Source organism: Nonomuraea cavernae (assembly GCF_040655715.1).
GTDB classification, from domain to species: domain Bacteria; phylum Actinomycetota; class Actinomycetes; order Streptosporangiales; family Streptosporangiaceae; genus Nonomuraea; species Nonomuraea cavernae_A.
In genome coordinates, this window is sequence record NZ_JBFAKL010000027.1 from 1 (window position 1) to 14,599 (window position 14,599).

General features: G+C 72.2%; 11 protein-coding genes. 4 read left to right on the forward strand and 7 right to left on the reverse strand.

The window, feature by feature from the left end; translation table 11 throughout:
• The first annotated feature begins 100 nt into the window (after positions 1 to 100).
• Both AB0I38_RS31290 and AB0I38_RS31295 read left to right on the forward strand, forming a co-directional pair.
• Complete coding sequence (locus AB0I38_RS31290) at positions 101 to 766, forward strand: hypothetical protein (RefSeq protein ID WP_358487627.1); 666 nt, start codon at positions 101 to 103, stop codon at positions 764 to 766.
• 198 nt (positions 767 to 964) lie between these two features.
• Complete coding sequence (locus AB0I38_RS31295; protein ID WP_358487631.1) at positions 965 to 1,657, forward strand: hypothetical protein; 693 nt, start codon at positions 965 to 967, stop codon at positions 1,655 to 1,657.
• 50 nt (positions 1,658 to 1,707) lie between these two features.
• On the opposite strand, the gene AB0I38_RS31300 is transcribed toward AB0I38_RS31295, so the two are convergent.
• Genes AB0I38_RS31300 through AB0I38_RS31310 form a run of 3 tightly spaced genes read right to left on the reverse strand, consistent with a single transcriptional unit; the run spans position 1,708 to position 4,614 of the window.
• Positions 1,708 to 2,874: an ABC transporter substrate-binding protein gene (locus tag AB0I38_RS31300; protein ID WP_358487638.1), complete on the reverse strand. Its 1,167-nt coding sequence runs from the start codon at positions 2,872 to 2,874 to the stop codon at positions 1,708 to 1,710.
• A 58-nt stretch (positions 2,875 to 2,932) separates the two neighbouring features.
• Complete coding sequence (locus AB0I38_RS31305) at positions 2,933 to 3,772, reverse strand: ABC transporter permease (RefSeq protein ID WP_358487643.1); 840 nt, start codon at positions 3,770 to 3,772, stop codon at positions 2,933 to 2,935.
• Positions 3,769 to 4,614, reverse strand: a complete 846-nt coding sequence (locus tag AB0I38_RS31310; RefSeq protein ID WP_358487646.1) for an ABC transporter ATP-binding protein — start codon at positions 4,612 to 4,614, stop codon at positions 3,769 to 3,771. Before AB0I38_RS31310 ends, AB0I38_RS31305 begins: the two co-directional genes overlap by 4 nt.
• A gap of 108 nt (positions 4,615 to 4,722) precedes the next feature.
• On the opposite strand from AB0I38_RS31310, the gene AB0I38_RS31315 reads away from it, so the two are divergent.
• Positions 4,723 to 5,949 (forward strand): CaiB/BaiF CoA transferase family protein, encoded by a 1,227-nt coding sequence (locus AB0I38_RS31315; RefSeq protein ID WP_358487651.1) that lies wholly within the window; start codon positions 4,723 to 4,725, stop codon positions 5,947 to 5,949.
• Positions 5,950 to 6,087: 138 nt separating this feature from the next.
• On the opposite strand, the gene AB0I38_RS31320 is transcribed toward AB0I38_RS31315, so the two are convergent.
• From AB0I38_RS31320 to AB0I38_RS31330, 3 genes are read right to left on the reverse strand one after another with little or no spacing between them, the layout of a single operon-like run.
• Positions 6,088 to 8,529, reverse strand: coding sequence for a hydantoinase B/oxoprolinase family protein (locus tag AB0I38_RS31320; RefSeq protein WP_358487657.1), 2,442 nt, complete (start codon positions 8,527 to 8,529; stop codon positions 6,088 to 6,090).
• 16 nt (positions 8,530 to 8,545) lie between these two features.
• A complete protein-coding gene (locus AB0I38_RS31325) occupies positions 8,546 to 10,633 on the reverse strand; it encodes a hydantoinase/oxoprolinase family protein (protein WP_358487660.1) in 2,088 nt (695 codons plus the stop codon).
• The gene (locus AB0I38_RS31330; RefSeq protein ID WP_358487664.1) at positions 10,630 to 11,463 is read right to left on the reverse strand and encodes an SDR family NAD(P)-dependent oxidoreductase; all 834 of its coding nucleotides are present in this window, start codon (positions 11,461 to 11,463) and stop codon (positions 10,630 to 10,632) included. The genes AB0I38_RS31325 and AB0I38_RS31330 overlap by 4 nt, the downstream gene beginning before the upstream one ends.
• 73 nt (positions 11,464 to 11,536) lie before the next feature.
• Here AB0I38_RS31330 and AB0I38_RS31335 point away from each other — a divergent pair, with 73 nt between their 5' ends.
• Entirely contained in the window at positions 11,537 to 13,708 is a 2,172-nt protein-coding gene (locus AB0I38_RS31335) for an acetate--CoA ligase family protein (RefSeq protein WP_358487669.1), read from the forward strand.
• Between the two features lie 24 nt (positions 13,709 to 13,732).
• Here the strand turns inward: AB0I38_RS31335 and AB0I38_RS31340 are convergent, their stop codons facing one another.
• Positions 13,733 to 14,506, reverse strand: coding sequence for an NIPSNAP family protein (locus AB0I38_RS31340; protein ID WP_358487676.1), 774 nt, complete (start codon positions 14,504 to 14,506; stop codon positions 13,733 to 13,735).
• Positions 14,507 to 14,599 lie beyond the last annotated feature (93 nt).

Genomic DNA, 14,599 nt, shown 5'->3' on the forward strand with positions numbered 1-14,599 from the left:
GTCCAGATTCCGGCAAACCCACCAAACCCGCGCTCTGATCAGCCACTACCGCCGACGAGGCGACCCATTACCGCGCGATCTACGGATGTAGTACCAGAAAGTGCTCTCCTGGATCGATCTCCCACAAGGGGCCGCGAGTGCGACCTGGTCGCCTGACGGAAAGAACATCCTGGCCACCAGCTATGACCGGCACCCCGACGAGATCGAGTTCGTGAACGCCAATACGCGCTACGGGACGAAAGGCGTGAGTCCACGTAGCGGGTTCTTCATCGTGGACGCGACCACGATGACGGCGCGGTTCAATTCAGTGCCACGAGGCGACAAGCAGGCGGCGCATCCGCGAAATGACTTCCGCTGGGCTTCGCCCAACCTCATCACCGGCGAAGCCAACGACGCACTCTCCTTCGACCTGGACGGCGAGGCCCGTGCCATGCCCAGCGGCCACGTTGAGCTGTCGGAGGATAAGGCAGGGCGAGCCGGGCTGTCACCGAACGGAAAGCTGCTGGCGGGACCCGCGGGAATGCCGACCAAGGTCATCGACAGAGCCTCCGGTTTCGAAGCCGGAACCCAACCCGTTCTCGAGTTGCTCGCATGGGCCGACGACGAGCATGTGATCGCCCTCGGCTGCGAAGACAGGTGTGCGAACGAATTCCGCAACGCCCTCGTACTGGTCAGTGTGGACGGCAGGGAAGTCACCCGGCTGTCGTCCTATCGCGAGGACGGCGGTTCGGACGCGACGTGGCACCCCATACTGACCCTCCGCTGACCCAGGCGCTCATTCCTGGTCGTCCTGCCTGTGTCGGGTGCACGAACGAGGTACGCGGAGGTCCGTCGCGGACGACGGCTGGCGCGGGGTCAGCTCAGCGGCTGACCGGGAATCAGCCCGGCGGTGGACGCCGCCGGGCGGGCGTGCTGCCTAACATCCAGCCGGACAGTCCCTCTCGGCCGGCCAGGAGGCCCCCGCATGCTCAACAACTCGGTCCGCTTCAGACGCGTCGCGACCGGCTCCTTGCTGATCGTCGCGCCGGTGCTCCAGCTGATCGCGGTCATCGTCGACCCGGGCACCTGGGGCGACGACCGCGAGGCGGTCAGCTTCGGCGACAACCCGGCGCTGGCCCAGTTGCAGTCGGTGCTCTACCACTGGAGCTGGGTGCTCACCGCCATCGCCGCGTTCGGCCTGATGCACCTGGTGCGTCGCAAGGCGGTCGTGTTCGGTCACATCGCCGGCACGATGACGATCGTCGGCTACATCAACCTGTCCGCTCTGCTGCTCACCGACCCGGTGGAGTGGTGGTTCGGCCAGCGCTACCCGGCCGAGGAGGCCCAGCGGCTCGCCGGCGAGGTCCTCGACCTGCCCGGCGTGGTCTTCGGCTTCACGCTGCCGTGGATCTTCTTCGCGCTGCTCGGCCTGCCGCTGCTGCTGGTCGCCGTGTGGCGGGCCGGCGCGGCGCACTGGTGGATCCCGCTCACGGTCGCGCTCTGCGGACTCACCGCGCAGTTCGTCCCGTACGGTCCGCTGACGGTCCCGCTGTGGGCGCTGCCCGCCCTGGCGCTCGGCGCGCTGGGCGTGCGGGTGCTGCGGATGGGCGACGACGGCTGGATGGCGTACTATCCGGCTCCCGCCCCGCAGCCCGCCACGGCCGGCTCCGCGGTGTGACCCCCCGGCGGTAGGCGCCCCGCCGCCTGCCGCCGGGGAGGTGGTGACGACTACGAACCGGTATGGCCCACGGCCCGGGCGTAGAAGGAGCGGTCCACGTAGCGATCCTCCGGCAGGATCTCCGTGTACTTCACCGTCTTGAAGGCGATGAACACCTTCTGCTCCTCCTCACCCGTGCCCTTGCGGATCTCCCAGTCGAAGGTGAGCGCGGGGGTGCGGGTCAGCGACTCGCGGGGCTGCTGGGTGCCGGCCACGATGGCGGCCAGAACGTTCTCCTTCTTGATGTAGTCGCCGTCCAGGTGGGTGTTGATGGTCCGGATGTAGGCGCGGACGAACGCCTGAAGCACCTCCGGCCGCTCCTCCAGCATCGACTTGCCGGTGTAGAAGCCGCCGAGCGGCTCGCCGGGCGCCTGCCCGCCGATCAGGACGTACTTGTCCGGGCTGCTCGCGGCGGTCAGCCAGTACGGGTCCAGCAGCCACGCGGTGTCGATGGCCTTGTTGGCCAGGGCCGTCATCAAGTCCGTCGGCGTAAGCTGCTTGATCTGCATGTCCTGCAGCGAGGTGCCCGCCTCGGTCAGCGCCTTGTTCATCGGGTAGGCGATGGCCGAGGCGGCTCCCACGGTGGAGCCGAGGGTCTTGCCCTTGAGTTCGGCCAGTTTCGGGTTCTGCGGGTCGGAGAAGATGTCGCGGCGGGCCCAGAGCCCGGTCTGCGGCTGGGACAGGTCGGCCGACTTGGGCTCGATGAAGTTGCCCAGGATCCACTTGATGGCCAGGCCCTGGTTCACCGCGTTGAACAGGCCGGCCTCGGTGCCTCCGTAGGAGATGTCGACCCGTCCGGCGGCCAGTTGCGGCATCGCGTCGGCGAACGGCAGCACCGAGAACTCGACCTTCAGGTTCTCCTTCTCGAACTCGCCCAGCTCCATCCCGACGAAGATCGGCGCGAGGCTGCTGGACCTCGACGCGGCCGTCATCCGGATGGTGGCGGGTTCCTTCAGCGGCTGGGGGGCGGGGGCGTTCGCCGCGCACCGCGCGACCTTCCGGGTCGGGTTCAGGTCGGCGGGATCGACGTACGAGTCCGCCCCGCAGCCCTCGACGGGCACGACGGCGCCCAGATCGGCGGGGGCCGCCACCGGCTCGTCGTCAGCGGCGCAGGCGGCCGTCGAGAGCAGCAGCGCCCCGACTCCCAGCGCCGCGGCCAGGACACGTAATTTCGACACAGGTTCCTCCAGTTGGGGGGCGTGAAGGCAGGACCGGGCAGCAGGGGCGCGTGACCGGTCAGGAGGGGATGATCGCGTTGTCGTCGGCCGCCCACCGGATGAACAGGCGCCCGATGAGCTTCACCAGCAGGGCGAAGAAGTAGCCGATGGCGGCGACGAGCACGATGCCGACGTAGCTCTGTTCGAGCAGCAGCAGGGTGCGGCCCTGCTCGATGAGGTAGCCGAGCCCCTGGTCGCTGATCACGAACTCGATGCCGACGAGCATGAGGACGGAGACCCCCGCGGCGATCCGCAGGCCCACGAAGATCTCCGGCAACGCGGCCGGGAGCAGCACGTGACGGAACATCTCCCACCGGTTGGCACGCAGCATCAGGGCCGCCTCGCGGTAGCCGGTGGGCACCGCCATGACCGCCGACATGACCGAGATCCAGACGAAGAAGTACACCGTCATCGCGATCAGGACGACCACCGACGTGTCGCCGAAGCCGAAGATGGTCAGGAAGATGGGCAGCAGCGCGAGTTTGGGCACCGTGTACCACGCCCAGGAGAACGGTTCGAGCGCCGCGCGCAGCACCCGCGACATGCCCATCAGGAAGCCGACCACCAGCCCGGTGACGGCGCCCAGCAGGTATCCGAGGATGACACGGCGCACGCTGGTGACGGTGGCGTCGACCAGCCGGCCGTCCTCCCACAGCGCGGCGATGCCCGGAACGAGCCGGCTCGGCGGCGGGTAGAGGAACGGGTCGACCCATTCGAGGGCGGCGCTGAGCTGCCACACCACCACGAACAGCACCGGCACCGAGACGCCGAGGGCTATCTTGGCCGCGCTCCAGCGGCGCCGGGTGCGCACCGGGTGCAGCTCCGCGACTCCGGGACGCCGGGTCAGCACGGTGCTCATGGCCGGTCCTTTCCTGCGTCGAACTGGGCGACGACCTCCGAGTGCAGGCTCGTCCACAGCTCGCCGCGCAGCTTGGCGAACAGGGCGTCGGTGCGGATCGCGCTGGACCGGGGGCGCTCGAACGGCACGTCGATGTCGGCGATGACGCGGCCTGGGCGCGCGCTCATCACGACGACGCGGTCACCGAGCAGCAGCGCCTCCTCAAGGCTGTGCGTCACGAACACGACCGTGCGCCGGCGGGCCTGCCAGATCGCCAGCAGCTCGTCCTGCAGCACCTCGCGCAGCTGGGCGTCGAGGGCCGCGAACGGCTCGTCCATCAGCAGGACCTCGGGGTCGATGGCCAGCGCGCGGGCGATGGAGACCCGCTGGCGCATGCCACCGGAGAGCGCTCCGGGGTAGACGTCGGCGAAGTCGGTCAGTCCTAGGCGGCCCAGCCAGTCGTCGACGATCTCGCGCCGATCGGCGGGCGGACGGCCGCTGAGCCGCAGCCCGAGCTCCACGTTCGCTCGCACCGTCTTCCAGGGATAGATCCCGTAGTCCTGGAAGACCATGGCGATCGGGATGCGGTGATCGCCGGACACCTCGATCGCCACCTCTCCTGAGGAGGGCGCGAGCAGTCCGGCGATGATCTTCAAAAGGGTCGACTTGCCGCAACCGGACGGCCCCACCACGCAGAGGAACTCGTCGTCCCCGATGGACAGGTCGACCGGTCCCAGCGCGTGGACGGCCGAACGCCCGGTGGTCACGAAGGACCGGGACGCCTCCCGGACGGTGATGCGGGGCGCCGCCGGCGGCCCCTCGCCAGGTGCACCTGAAGGGTTGAGCTGGCCGATGTGATCCATGGATCTCCCTGACGGTCCGTCGTCTGCGGAGGTGACTCGTCCAAGCTATCTTGTTATTATATAGAAGATAGTAATCTTGTGAGTTCAAGTCAACGATCAGGAGTCAAAATGGCGGTGCGCCTGCTGGAGGGTGTCCGGGTCGTGGAGTTCGCCCTCCTCGAAGCGGGAGGCGTCGGCACCGTGCTGGCCGACCTCGGGGCCGACGTGGTGAAGGTCGAACGCCCCGGCGAGGGCGACTACATCCGCAAGGTCGGCTGGCCGTTCGTCCAGGGCGTGTCCCTCATGCACCATCACCTCGGCCGCGGCAAGCGCAGCGTCACCATCGACATCCAGCGGCCCGAGGGCGCGCGCGTGGCCGAACGCCTCATCGGGGCGAGCGACGTCGTGATCGAGGGGATGCGCCCCGGTGTCCTCACCCGGCGCGGGCTCGGCCCCGCCGCGATGCGCGAGCGCCACCCGGCGCTGGTCTGGTGCACGGTGTCCGGCTACGGCACCACCGGACCGTACGCCGACCTCGCCGCGCACGGCGTCGCGTTCGACGCGTGGGCCGGTGGGCTCCGCCTCGGCACCACCGAGCAGGGCTTCTCCTCGGCCGAGCTGAACGTGCCGCTCGGCACCCGGGTGGCACCGCTGCTGGCCGCCAGCGCGATCCTGGCCGCGACCCTGCGCGCGGGCCGGACCGGGCAGGGCTGCGCGATCGACGTCGCGCAGTGCGAGGCCGCGGCCGCGGTGGACTGGCTCACGATCGAGGGGCACCGGGCGCACCTGCGGCCCGAGACGGAGGTGACCGGCAACCCCGCCGACGGCGGCGTGCGCCGCGAACCCGGCACGGCAGGAATGGGTGACAGCGTGCGCTACCAGGTCTACCGCAGCTCGGACGGCCACGTGCTGTTCATGGCGAGCGAGCGCAAGTTCTGGGAACGGTTCTGCCGGGCGGTCGACCGGACCGACCTGCTCGGTGACCGCGACGGCGAGGAGGTCGCCGACCACGCGCTCGGCGACCACCGGCTGCGGGCCGAACTCACCGAGGTCTTCCTGACCCGGTCCACCGCCGACTGGGTCGAGGTCGGCCTCACCGCCGACGTGCCGATCGCGCCCGTCAACTCGCCCGCCACGCTTCCCGCCGACCCCCACTTCGCCGCCCGGACGGCGTGGCTGCCCGCCCAGGAGTACGGCGCCGACCTGCTGCCGCTGCCGGTGCACCTGGTCGGCGAGGAGATGGCGCGGCCGGCGCCGGCGGCCACGCCCGGCCTGCACACCGACGAGGTGCTGGGCGAGCTGGGCGTGAGCGCCGGCGAACTGACCGCCCTGCGCGAGTCGGGCGTCCTCGGTTAGCGCCGTCGTCCGCGCGCGCGGCATCATGCGCGGGCGGCGTGCGCGCACAGGCGGCGTGCGCGCACAGGCGGCGTGCGCGCGCACGCACGGTGCGGGCACAGCACGATGCGGGCGCACGCACGGTGCGGGCGGCCGAGCTCAGAGCACCTCGATCGCCGCCAGCACCGGGTCGCCGACCCGGTGGACCTGCACGTCGATCTGCGCGGCGCACGCCGGGCAGTAGAAGTGCCTCAGCACGAACCGTTCCCCACCGGCGTAGACGGCGCCGAGCGGGCTGCGCCCCGCAGGGGACACGTCGTCGGCGACCAGGTGCTCGTGCACGTTCTCGTGCGCACCGCACAGTACGGTGGCGCACCTGGCGCAAGCCACGACCCCGTCCCGCTCGCCCTGCGCGGACACGGACGCGGCCGACGCAGGGGCAGCCGACGCCGACGCGGCGGACACGTCAGACGCGGCCGACGCGGCCGACGCGGCGGATGCGGCCGACGCGGCGGATGCGGCCGACGCGGCGGATGCGGCCGACGCGGCGGATGCGGCCGACGCGGCGGATGCGGCGGCGGGAAGCAGGTCCAAGGCCGCCGACAGGCGCCGCCCCGCCCTTCCGCCGGTCACCGGGGGCGCCGGTGAGCGGCCGATCCTGAGCCGCCGCCGTTCGGCGCGCAACCGCTCCGTGGCCGCCTCCTCGACCCACGGCTCCCCCGCGTCCGACGCCCTCAGCGCGTCCGTGGCGTCCGACGTGCCCGCCGCGTTCGGCACCTCCGTGGCGCCTGGCGCGGCCGGGGCTCCCAAACCGGGTGAAACCTGCGAGACGGTGGCGATGACGACGCCGTAGTCACGCCGGGCGCCGCGCACTGAGACCAGCCCGTTCATGACGTCGTCCAGGACCGCCGACGGCTCGCGCTCCAGCGGGTCACCGAGCCCACCACCGCCCTGCGACACGGAGATCAGCAGGTCGCCGGCGCCGATCTGGATCGTGGACGACGGCATCGGAAGGCTCCAGCCTTCCTCTGCCGGAAGGTCGTCCGATGCCGGGAGGTCGTCCACGCCGGTACGCGGCGTCACCGCGACGACGCTCTGCCCGCCGAACTCTCCCCCGCACACCCCGGCGGCGAGCGGGTGCTGGAGTCCCTGCCCGAACGACATCATCGTCATCGGCGTCCCGGTCCCGTACGGCGTCAGGGCGTGCAGGGTGCCGGCGCCGCCGCGGTACTTTCCGGGTCCGGCGGTGTCGGCCAGTTCCACGCGCCGCTCGTACAACAGCGGCAGGTAGGCCTCGTTGACCTCCACGTTGGCGCAGGACGCCCCCGGCGACGTGGTGTAGCCGGAGGAGTCGGCGCCGTCGCCGAGCCAGGTCGCCCCGCCACCGCCGGTGATCTCGTCGAGGGTCATGGTGGCGTACGCGGTGCCGTCGTCGCGCAGGCCGTGCACCGTTCCCCCGCCGCCGCCGGCGGCCTGACAGCTCGCCATCACCAGGGGCGCGAACTCCTCGGACGTCTCCAGCATCCGGGCGACGCAGGAGTTGACCGACACCCGGATCGCCTGGCAGGTGGCGGCGGTGCTCATCGCCACGCCGGCGGGCCACCGGGCGTGCACGACCGTGCCCTCCCGGCTGAGGATCCGCACCACCGGCCAGACGCCGCCGGGCACCCACGGAAGCCCTCCGCACAGGTAGATCAGCACGCTGCCGATCGCGAAGTTGGCGAGCGCCGGGTAGGCGGCGTTGATGGCGCCGGGGGCCTGGGGATCGCTGCCGGTGAAGTCCAGTTCGAGGTCGTCGCCGCGCTTGGTCATGGTGAGCCGGACGGCGTAGACCGCTTCGGGCTCGTCGGCCAGGCTGCCGTGCGGCCGGTACTCGACATGGCTCACGTGGCGCCATCGCCCGTCCGGTAGGGCGCGTAGCCGTTCCCGCAGCAGCAGTTCGGTCCGCTCCAGGAGGCGGTCCATCACCGCGCCGACCGTTCCGGCGCCGTACTGGGCGCAGAGCCGGTCCACCTGCTCGACGACGCTGCGGTTGGCCGCCACCTGGCCGAGCAGGTCCAGCCGGTTCAGCTCGGCCGTGCGCGAGCGGGCGAGGTACTCCCGCTCGATGTCGCGGCGCATCCGGCCCGCCTCGACGATCCGGACCGGCGGCATCGGGACCGCCTCGTCGAAGATCGACCTGGCGTCGTAGGTGATGCCGCCCGGATTGGGACCGCCGACGTCGGGCTGGTGCACGGTCGAACCGCACCAGCCCACCATCCGGCCCTCGACGATGATCGGCGCCACCACGACGACGTCGGGCTGGTGCAGCGTCCCGACGTACGGGTCATTGGTCACGAACTGGTCGCCGGGCCCGATGCCGGGATTGTCGGGGTACTGCTCCAGGATGTCGCGCACCACCAGGTGCATCGAGACGACCTGGGCCAGCACGTACCGGCCGCAGCAGACGACCCGGCCGTCGGGCGCCATGATCACCGTGTTGAGGTCGCGCGCCTCGGCCGCGAGCTGGGAGCCGGAGAGCCGGGCCAGGATCGAGGCGGCGTCGTCGTTGATCGCGTCGAGCCGATGCCGGAGCACCTCGAAAGTGATCTCGTCAACCATCGTCGTCCTTCCGGCGTCAGCCAAGGTGAAGGTGTCCATTGGTGTCCATGCGCGCCTGCCGCAGCGGTGGCACCACCACGGTGGTCTGCTCCGACTCGATGAACGCGGGGCCCTCGATCCGCGCGTCGGCGGGCAGCCGCCGCCAGTCGTAGACGGCGCAGCGGTGCTCGATCCCGCCGAACCAGGCCGGCCGCGCGCCGATAGGCTCGGCCGCGCCGGTTTTCCGGAGGACCGGGGGCGGCACCGGCACCGCGACCGTGAGGTCCACCCGGACGCTGACCACCTCCACCACCGACCGCGCGTCGGCCGACCCGGGGCCGACCAGTTCCTCGTAGCGTTCACGGAAGGTCGCGTCCAGGCGGGCGAGCTCGGCCGGGCCGGCGGCCGCCTCCACGGTCAGCTCGATGCTGCGTTGCTGCCGGTAGAAGCGCAGGGCGACGGTCCGGTGCGTGACCCGGCCCCGGCCGGACGCCGCCACGACGTCGTCCACCTCGGCGGACAGGCTCGCGGCGAGTTCTCCGGCGAGCTCCCCCAGCGTGGCCTCGATGAGGGGGCCCGCCCGGTGCAACGGCGTGGGGACGACGCCTCTCTCCGCGCCGATGTTCAGGTCGCTGGAGACGGCTCCGTACGCCGACAGTTCCGCGGCCAGATCCGGGACCACGACGTCGGTCGCGCCCAGCCCGTCGGCGTACCAGCTCGCGTACTGCGGGCCCGCCCCGCCGAAGGCGACGAGTGCGAACGCCGACGGATCGTGGCCCCGCTGGACGGTGGTCCGGCGGATGAGGTCGCGCATCTGGTCGGCGGCGATCCGGACGATTCCCTCGGCCGCGGCCACCACGCTGATCCCGAGCGGGTCGGCGATGTGCTCGCGGATGGCGGCCCGCGCCGCCGCGACGTCCAGCTCGACCGTGGTGCCGAGCCGGGTGATGTAGCCGAGCGCGGCCGAGGCGTCGGTGAGCGTGGGCCGGGTCCCGCCCCGCCCGTAGCAGGCGGGCCCCGGGTCGGCCCCGGCGCTGCGCGGACCGACCCGCAGGGTGCCGAGTCCGCGGTCGAGCCAGGCCAGGCTGCCGCCGCCGGTGCCGATCGACTCCACCTCGACCACGGGGATCGCCAGCGCGTGCCGGTGCACCATCGGCCGGGTCGCGCGCTGCGTCCGGCCGTCGATGATGAGCCCGACGTCGAAACTCGTCCCGCCGACGTCGGTGGCGATGACGTTGGGCCGGCCCAGTGTCCTGGCCAGCCCGGCCGTGGCGGCCAGTCCGGCCACCGGGCCCGAGCGCAACGTGTTGACCGGGGCCCGCAGGGTGTGCTCCACCGGCTCGGCTCCGCCTCCGGTGCGGAGGATCATCAGGACTCCGCCGAAGCCCTGCTCGCGCAGCCGTTCTCGCAGGGCGCGCAGGTAGGTGCCGACGGCGGGTGCGAGGTAGGCGTCGAGCACCGCGGTGGAGGTGCGTTCGTACTCGCCCACGACCGGGGCGATGGCGGCCGAGGAGGAGACGTGGACGCCCGGCATCTCCTCTCCGACGAGCGCGGCCAGCCGCCGCTCGTGCTCGGCGTTCACCGGTGACCAGAGCAGCGAGACGGCCACGGCTCCGACGCCGCGTGCGGCGAGCCGCCGGATCGCCGCACGGGCCTGTTCCTCGTCCAGCGGCCGGACGACCGTGCCGTTGACGTCGATTCGTTCGGCCACGCCGGCGATGTCGGCGCGGGCCACGAGCGGGTCTGGCTTGCGCCAGCGGGTCGGCATGCTGAGGTCGAGCTCGTCCAGGCCGTGGGTCTTGTTCGCCTTGGCGATCGGCAGGGTCGACTCGAAGCCGGCGGTGGTGAGCAGGCCGACCCTGGCGCCGGTGCCGGTGAGCAGGGCGTTGAGCCCGACCGTCGTGCCGTGTGTGAGGATCGCCGTCTGCCGCAGCAGGTCCGGCAGGGTGAGGTCGAGCGCGGCCGCGGCGCGGGTGATCGAGTCGAGCACTCCCTGCTCGACACGGCCGGGCGTGCTGAGCGCCTTGCCCACGCCGAGCCGCCCGTCGGAGAGGGTGACGACGGTGTCGGTGAAGGTGCCGCCCGTGTCGACGCCGATGAGGGCACGGACGGATCCGGCCGTCATGCCGGGGCCCCACCGGCGACCGGCAGGTTCACCCCGCTGACGAACGAGGAGGCGTCGGAGACGAGGAACTCCACCGTGGCGGCGACCTCGTCGGCCGACTGGCCGCGGCCGAGCGGGATGTTACGGGCGAGCCAGTCGGCCAGCGGGATCCCCTCGCGCTCGGCGAGCTTGGCCAGTCCGGGGTTGGGAAATCTCGGGTCGCCCGGGTCCACGCCGAGCGGGCAGACGGTGTTGCAGCGGATGCCGAGCGGCCCCAGCTCGCGGGCGAGCACGGCGGTGAGGTGGTTGACCGCCGCGCGGGCGACGCCGACCACGCCGGCGCCGGCCACCGGGGTGAGTCCGGCGTACGAGGAGAGGCTGACGATCGACCCGCCGCCGGCCGCGGTCAGGGCGGGCACGCAGGCCCGCGCGATCAGCCAGGTGGCGGTGAGATTCCAGGTCAGCCCGCGCTGCCAGGCGGCCGGATCCACCTCGGCGAGCGGCCCGTCGCCCTGCCCCTGCCCGGTGGCGCCGACGAAGGTGCAGCAGGCGTCGAGGCGGCCGAGTTCGGCCACCGCCGCCTCGACGAGCTCCGTCACGGACGCGGGGTCCGTCGGGTCGACCTCGAGCGCCGGGACGGGCCGCCCGCTGATCGCGGACACCTCGTCGGCGACGTCGCGCAGCGTGCCCGCGCCGGCCAGGCCGGTGCCGGTGTCGCCGGCGACGGGGCCGATCGCGTCCGCGAGAACCAGCCGGGCGCCGGATCGCGCGAGCCTCACCGCCACGGCCCGGCCCAGGCCGGGTGGCCTGGCCACACCGACCACCAGCACCGCTTTCTCACCAAGATCCACGGTCGCCTCCCATGCTGGAGCACTGTCATTCAATCTTATACATATTAGCTATCTTTCAAGCTAGAGTCCGGACATGAGATCACGCGGCAACACCGGAGACGCGCTGGACGTCAGCGGGCGTCCGCTGGCCCTGCGGGCCATCGACTGGCAATCACTGTTCGCTCCCGAGACCGTCGCGGTCATCGGCGCGACCGACACCGAGGGCAGCCCGCAGCGGGCCCAGTGGAACCAGGCCCGCGAACGCCTGCTGGCACGGGGTACACGAGCGGTCCACCCGGTTCATCCCACCAAGTCCGCCATCGGCGGGGTGCCCGCGTACCGCAGCGTCCTGGACATCCCCGAAGCCGTCGACGTGGCCATCGTGCTGGTCCGCGACCCGCTCCCGGTGCTGGTTGAGTGCGCCGAGAAGGGCGTGCGGTTCGCGTACGTCTTCGCCGCCGGCTTCTCCGAGCTCGGCACGGCCGAGGGGCAGGCCGCGCAGGAACGGCTGGAGGAGATCGCGCGCGGCCCGATGCGGATCATCGGGCCGAACACGAACCTCAATCTCATCGAACCGTGGCGGGACGGGCTGCCCGGCCGCAAGCTGGCCGTGGTCACCCAGTCCGGCAACCAGGGCCGCCCGATCGTGCAGGGCCAGGAGCTCGGCATCGGCATCCACGCCTGGGCGACCCTCGGCAACGAGGTGGATCTCGAGTTCGCCGACTTCGCCGCCCACTTCGCGCGGACTCCGGGCGTCGGCGCGATCGCCGCGTACGTGGAGGGGTTCGTCGACGGCCGCACCATGCGCCTGGCGGCGGACGAGGCCGTGCGGGCCGGCGTGCCGATCGTGTGCATCAAGGTCGGGCGCACGAGCCAGGGCCGGACCATGGCCAGAGCGCACACCGGGCACCTCACCGGCCCCGACGCCGTGCAGGACGCCGTGTTCCGCCACTCCGGCGTGATCCGGGTCGACGACATCGACGAGGCCATCGAGATCTCCGGCGCGTTCTGCCACGCCCCGCCCCTCGCCGGGGACCGCGTCGCGCTGTGCGTCATGTCCGGCGGGACGGGCTCGCACGTGGCGGACCTGTGCGGCATGGCCGGCCTGCCCCTGCCGCGACTGGAGGAGCGCACCCTCGCCCGGCTGCGCACCCTGCTGCCGGGCTACCTGCACATCGACAACCCGGTCGACACCGGCGGCGTGGCGACGGCCCGCCCCGAGGGCCGCAAGGTGCTCGAGGCGCTGATGGAGGACGCGAACACCGACGTCCTGCTCGCGCCGATCACCGGCGTGTTCCCCGGGATGAGCGACGCGATCACGCGGGACCTCATCGCGCTGCACGCCCAGGGCGGCAAGCCGATCGTGGTCGCCTGGACCTCGCCGATCCGCGACGCGGATCACCGGGCTCTCTGCGAGGCGGGCATCCCGGTGTTCCACTCGTTCCGCACCGCCGTCCGCGGCATCCGGGCGATGGCGGACTTCTGGGCCCTGCACCGCGACTACCGCAGCCCGTTCGCGGACGTGCCGCGCGAGGCCTCCCCCGCCGCCGCCGGCGCGCGGCGGCTGCTCGGCACCGGCACCGGCTCGGGCACCGGCACCGGTTCCGGTTCCGCCCTGGACGAGGTGGCGGCCAAGCGGTTGCTCCGCGAGTACGGCATCCCGGTGGTGGAGGAGACGGTCGCCGCGTCGGCGGACGAGGCGGTCGAGGCGGCGGACCGGTTCGGCTACCCGGTCGTCCTCAAGGCGCTCGCCACCGACCTCGCCCACAAGTCCGACCTCGGGCTGGTGCACGTGGGAGTCGGCGGCCCCGCCCAGGTACGCGAGGCCTACGCGCGGATCGTCGCCGACGCCGGCGCGGCGCCGGGCCTGCGGTTGACCGGCGTCGTGGTGCAGCCCCAGGTCACCGACGCCGTGGCCGAGATCATCCTCGGCGTCAGCCACCAGCCGCCCTTCGGCCCGACCGTCACGTTCGGCCTGGGCGGTGTGCTCACGGAGATCCTGGGCGACGTGTCGTTCCGGGTGCCGCCGTACTCTCGCTCCGAGGCGCTGCGCATGATCGGGGAGACCCGGGCGACGGCGGTGCTCGGCGGCGTCCGCGGACGACCGGCGGGCGACCTCGACGCGCTCGCCGACACGGTCATGCGCCTGCAGACGCTGGCCCTGGAGCTGGGCGACCAGGTGCGGGAGCTCGACATCAACCCGTTGCTGGTGCGCCCGCGCGGGCACGGCGTGGTGGCGGTCGACGCGCTCGTGATCCCGGCCTGACCCCGAGCGCGCCGCTCTCCGTCGCTACTCCGCCCAGTCGCCGGTGCGGTCGGCGCGGCCGGGCTGGCGGCCGATCCGCATCGGGGACAACGGGGCGTCGGCCAGCAGGATCCGCTGGAACGACCTGGCCGACGCCCGCAGGCGGGCCTTCCACCCGCCGGTGGCCTGGTCGGCGTCGTGCGCCGCCTCGAACTCGGCCCACCGTTCGAGGTCGGGCACCGCCCACAGCAGGAAGCACTCCGAGTCGTCGCCGAGCGCGGTCCGCCACGCGCCGGCGAGCACCCAGCCGAACCGTTCGTAGTAGGGGACGGCCTCCTCGCGGACCCGCTCCAGGAAGTCGGCCGCCTGACCGGGCGGCACCGTGATCTGCTCGTGCGCGTACACCTCGCCACGCACGCCCTCCGCGCACAGTTGCTCGATCGTACGCGTCCACGGCGCCGGCAGCAGCAACCGGTCGACGCCGCCGGAGCGCATGTCGGCGGCGGCCGCCCACCAGGACTCGAGCTTGGGATCCTGCAGGGCCGGATGACTCAGTTCGTGGCGGAACGAGGACGCCAGTCCGGCGAATCCGTCCTCCTCCCACAGGTTCACCACGCCGGGCCACCAAGCGGTCGAGCCCACGATGCCCCACACGCCGTAGCAGAGCTGGTGGCGCTCCTCCTGCGCGATCGGGCTGAAGTTGGCGGTCATGTGCTGCATGTACCGGGCCCGGTTGTGCCTGGTGATGGTGATGAACTCGTGGATGTAGATCTTGTCGTTGATGGGGGGACCTCCAGACCCTCGTGGGCGACGGCTCACCTCGGCCGCCGTCCGCGGTGTCAGGGCCGGCCCGCGACCGGCCGTATGACGGGCTCCACCTTGCACCACTTCGGCGACCCGGCCATCGGCGGG

Bases quoted from the DNA above. Each gene is read 5' to 3' on its own strand.
- AB0I38_RS31315 (WP_358487651.1), top strand. From the start codon at position 4,723: ATGGCGGTGCGCCTGCTGGAGGGTGTCCGGGTCGTGGAGTTCGCCCTC.
- AB0I38_RS31320 (WP_358487657.1), bottom strand. From the start codon at position 8,529: ATGGTTGACGAGATCACTTTCGAGGTGCTCCGGCATCGGCTCGACGCG.
- AB0I38_RS31325 (WP_358487660.1), bottom strand. From the start codon at position 10,633: ATGACGGCCGGATCCGTCCGTGCCCTCATCGGCGTCGACACGGGCGGC.
- AB0I38_RS31310 (WP_358487646.1), bottom strand. From the start codon at position 4,614: ATGGATCACATCGGCCAGCTCAACCCTTCAGGTGCACCTGGCGAGGGG.
- AB0I38_RS31295 (WP_358487631.1), top strand. From the start codon at position 965: ATGCTCAACAACTCGGTCCGCTTCAGACGCGTCGCGACCGGCTCCTTG.
- AB0I38_RS31335 (WP_358487669.1), top strand. From the start codon at position 11,537: ATGAGATCACGCGGCAACACCGGAGACGCGCTGGACGTCAGCGGGCGT.
- AB0I38_RS31305 (WP_358487643.1), bottom strand. From the start codon at position 3,772: ATGAGCACCGTGCTGACCCGGCGTCCCGGAGTCGCGGAGCTGCACCCG.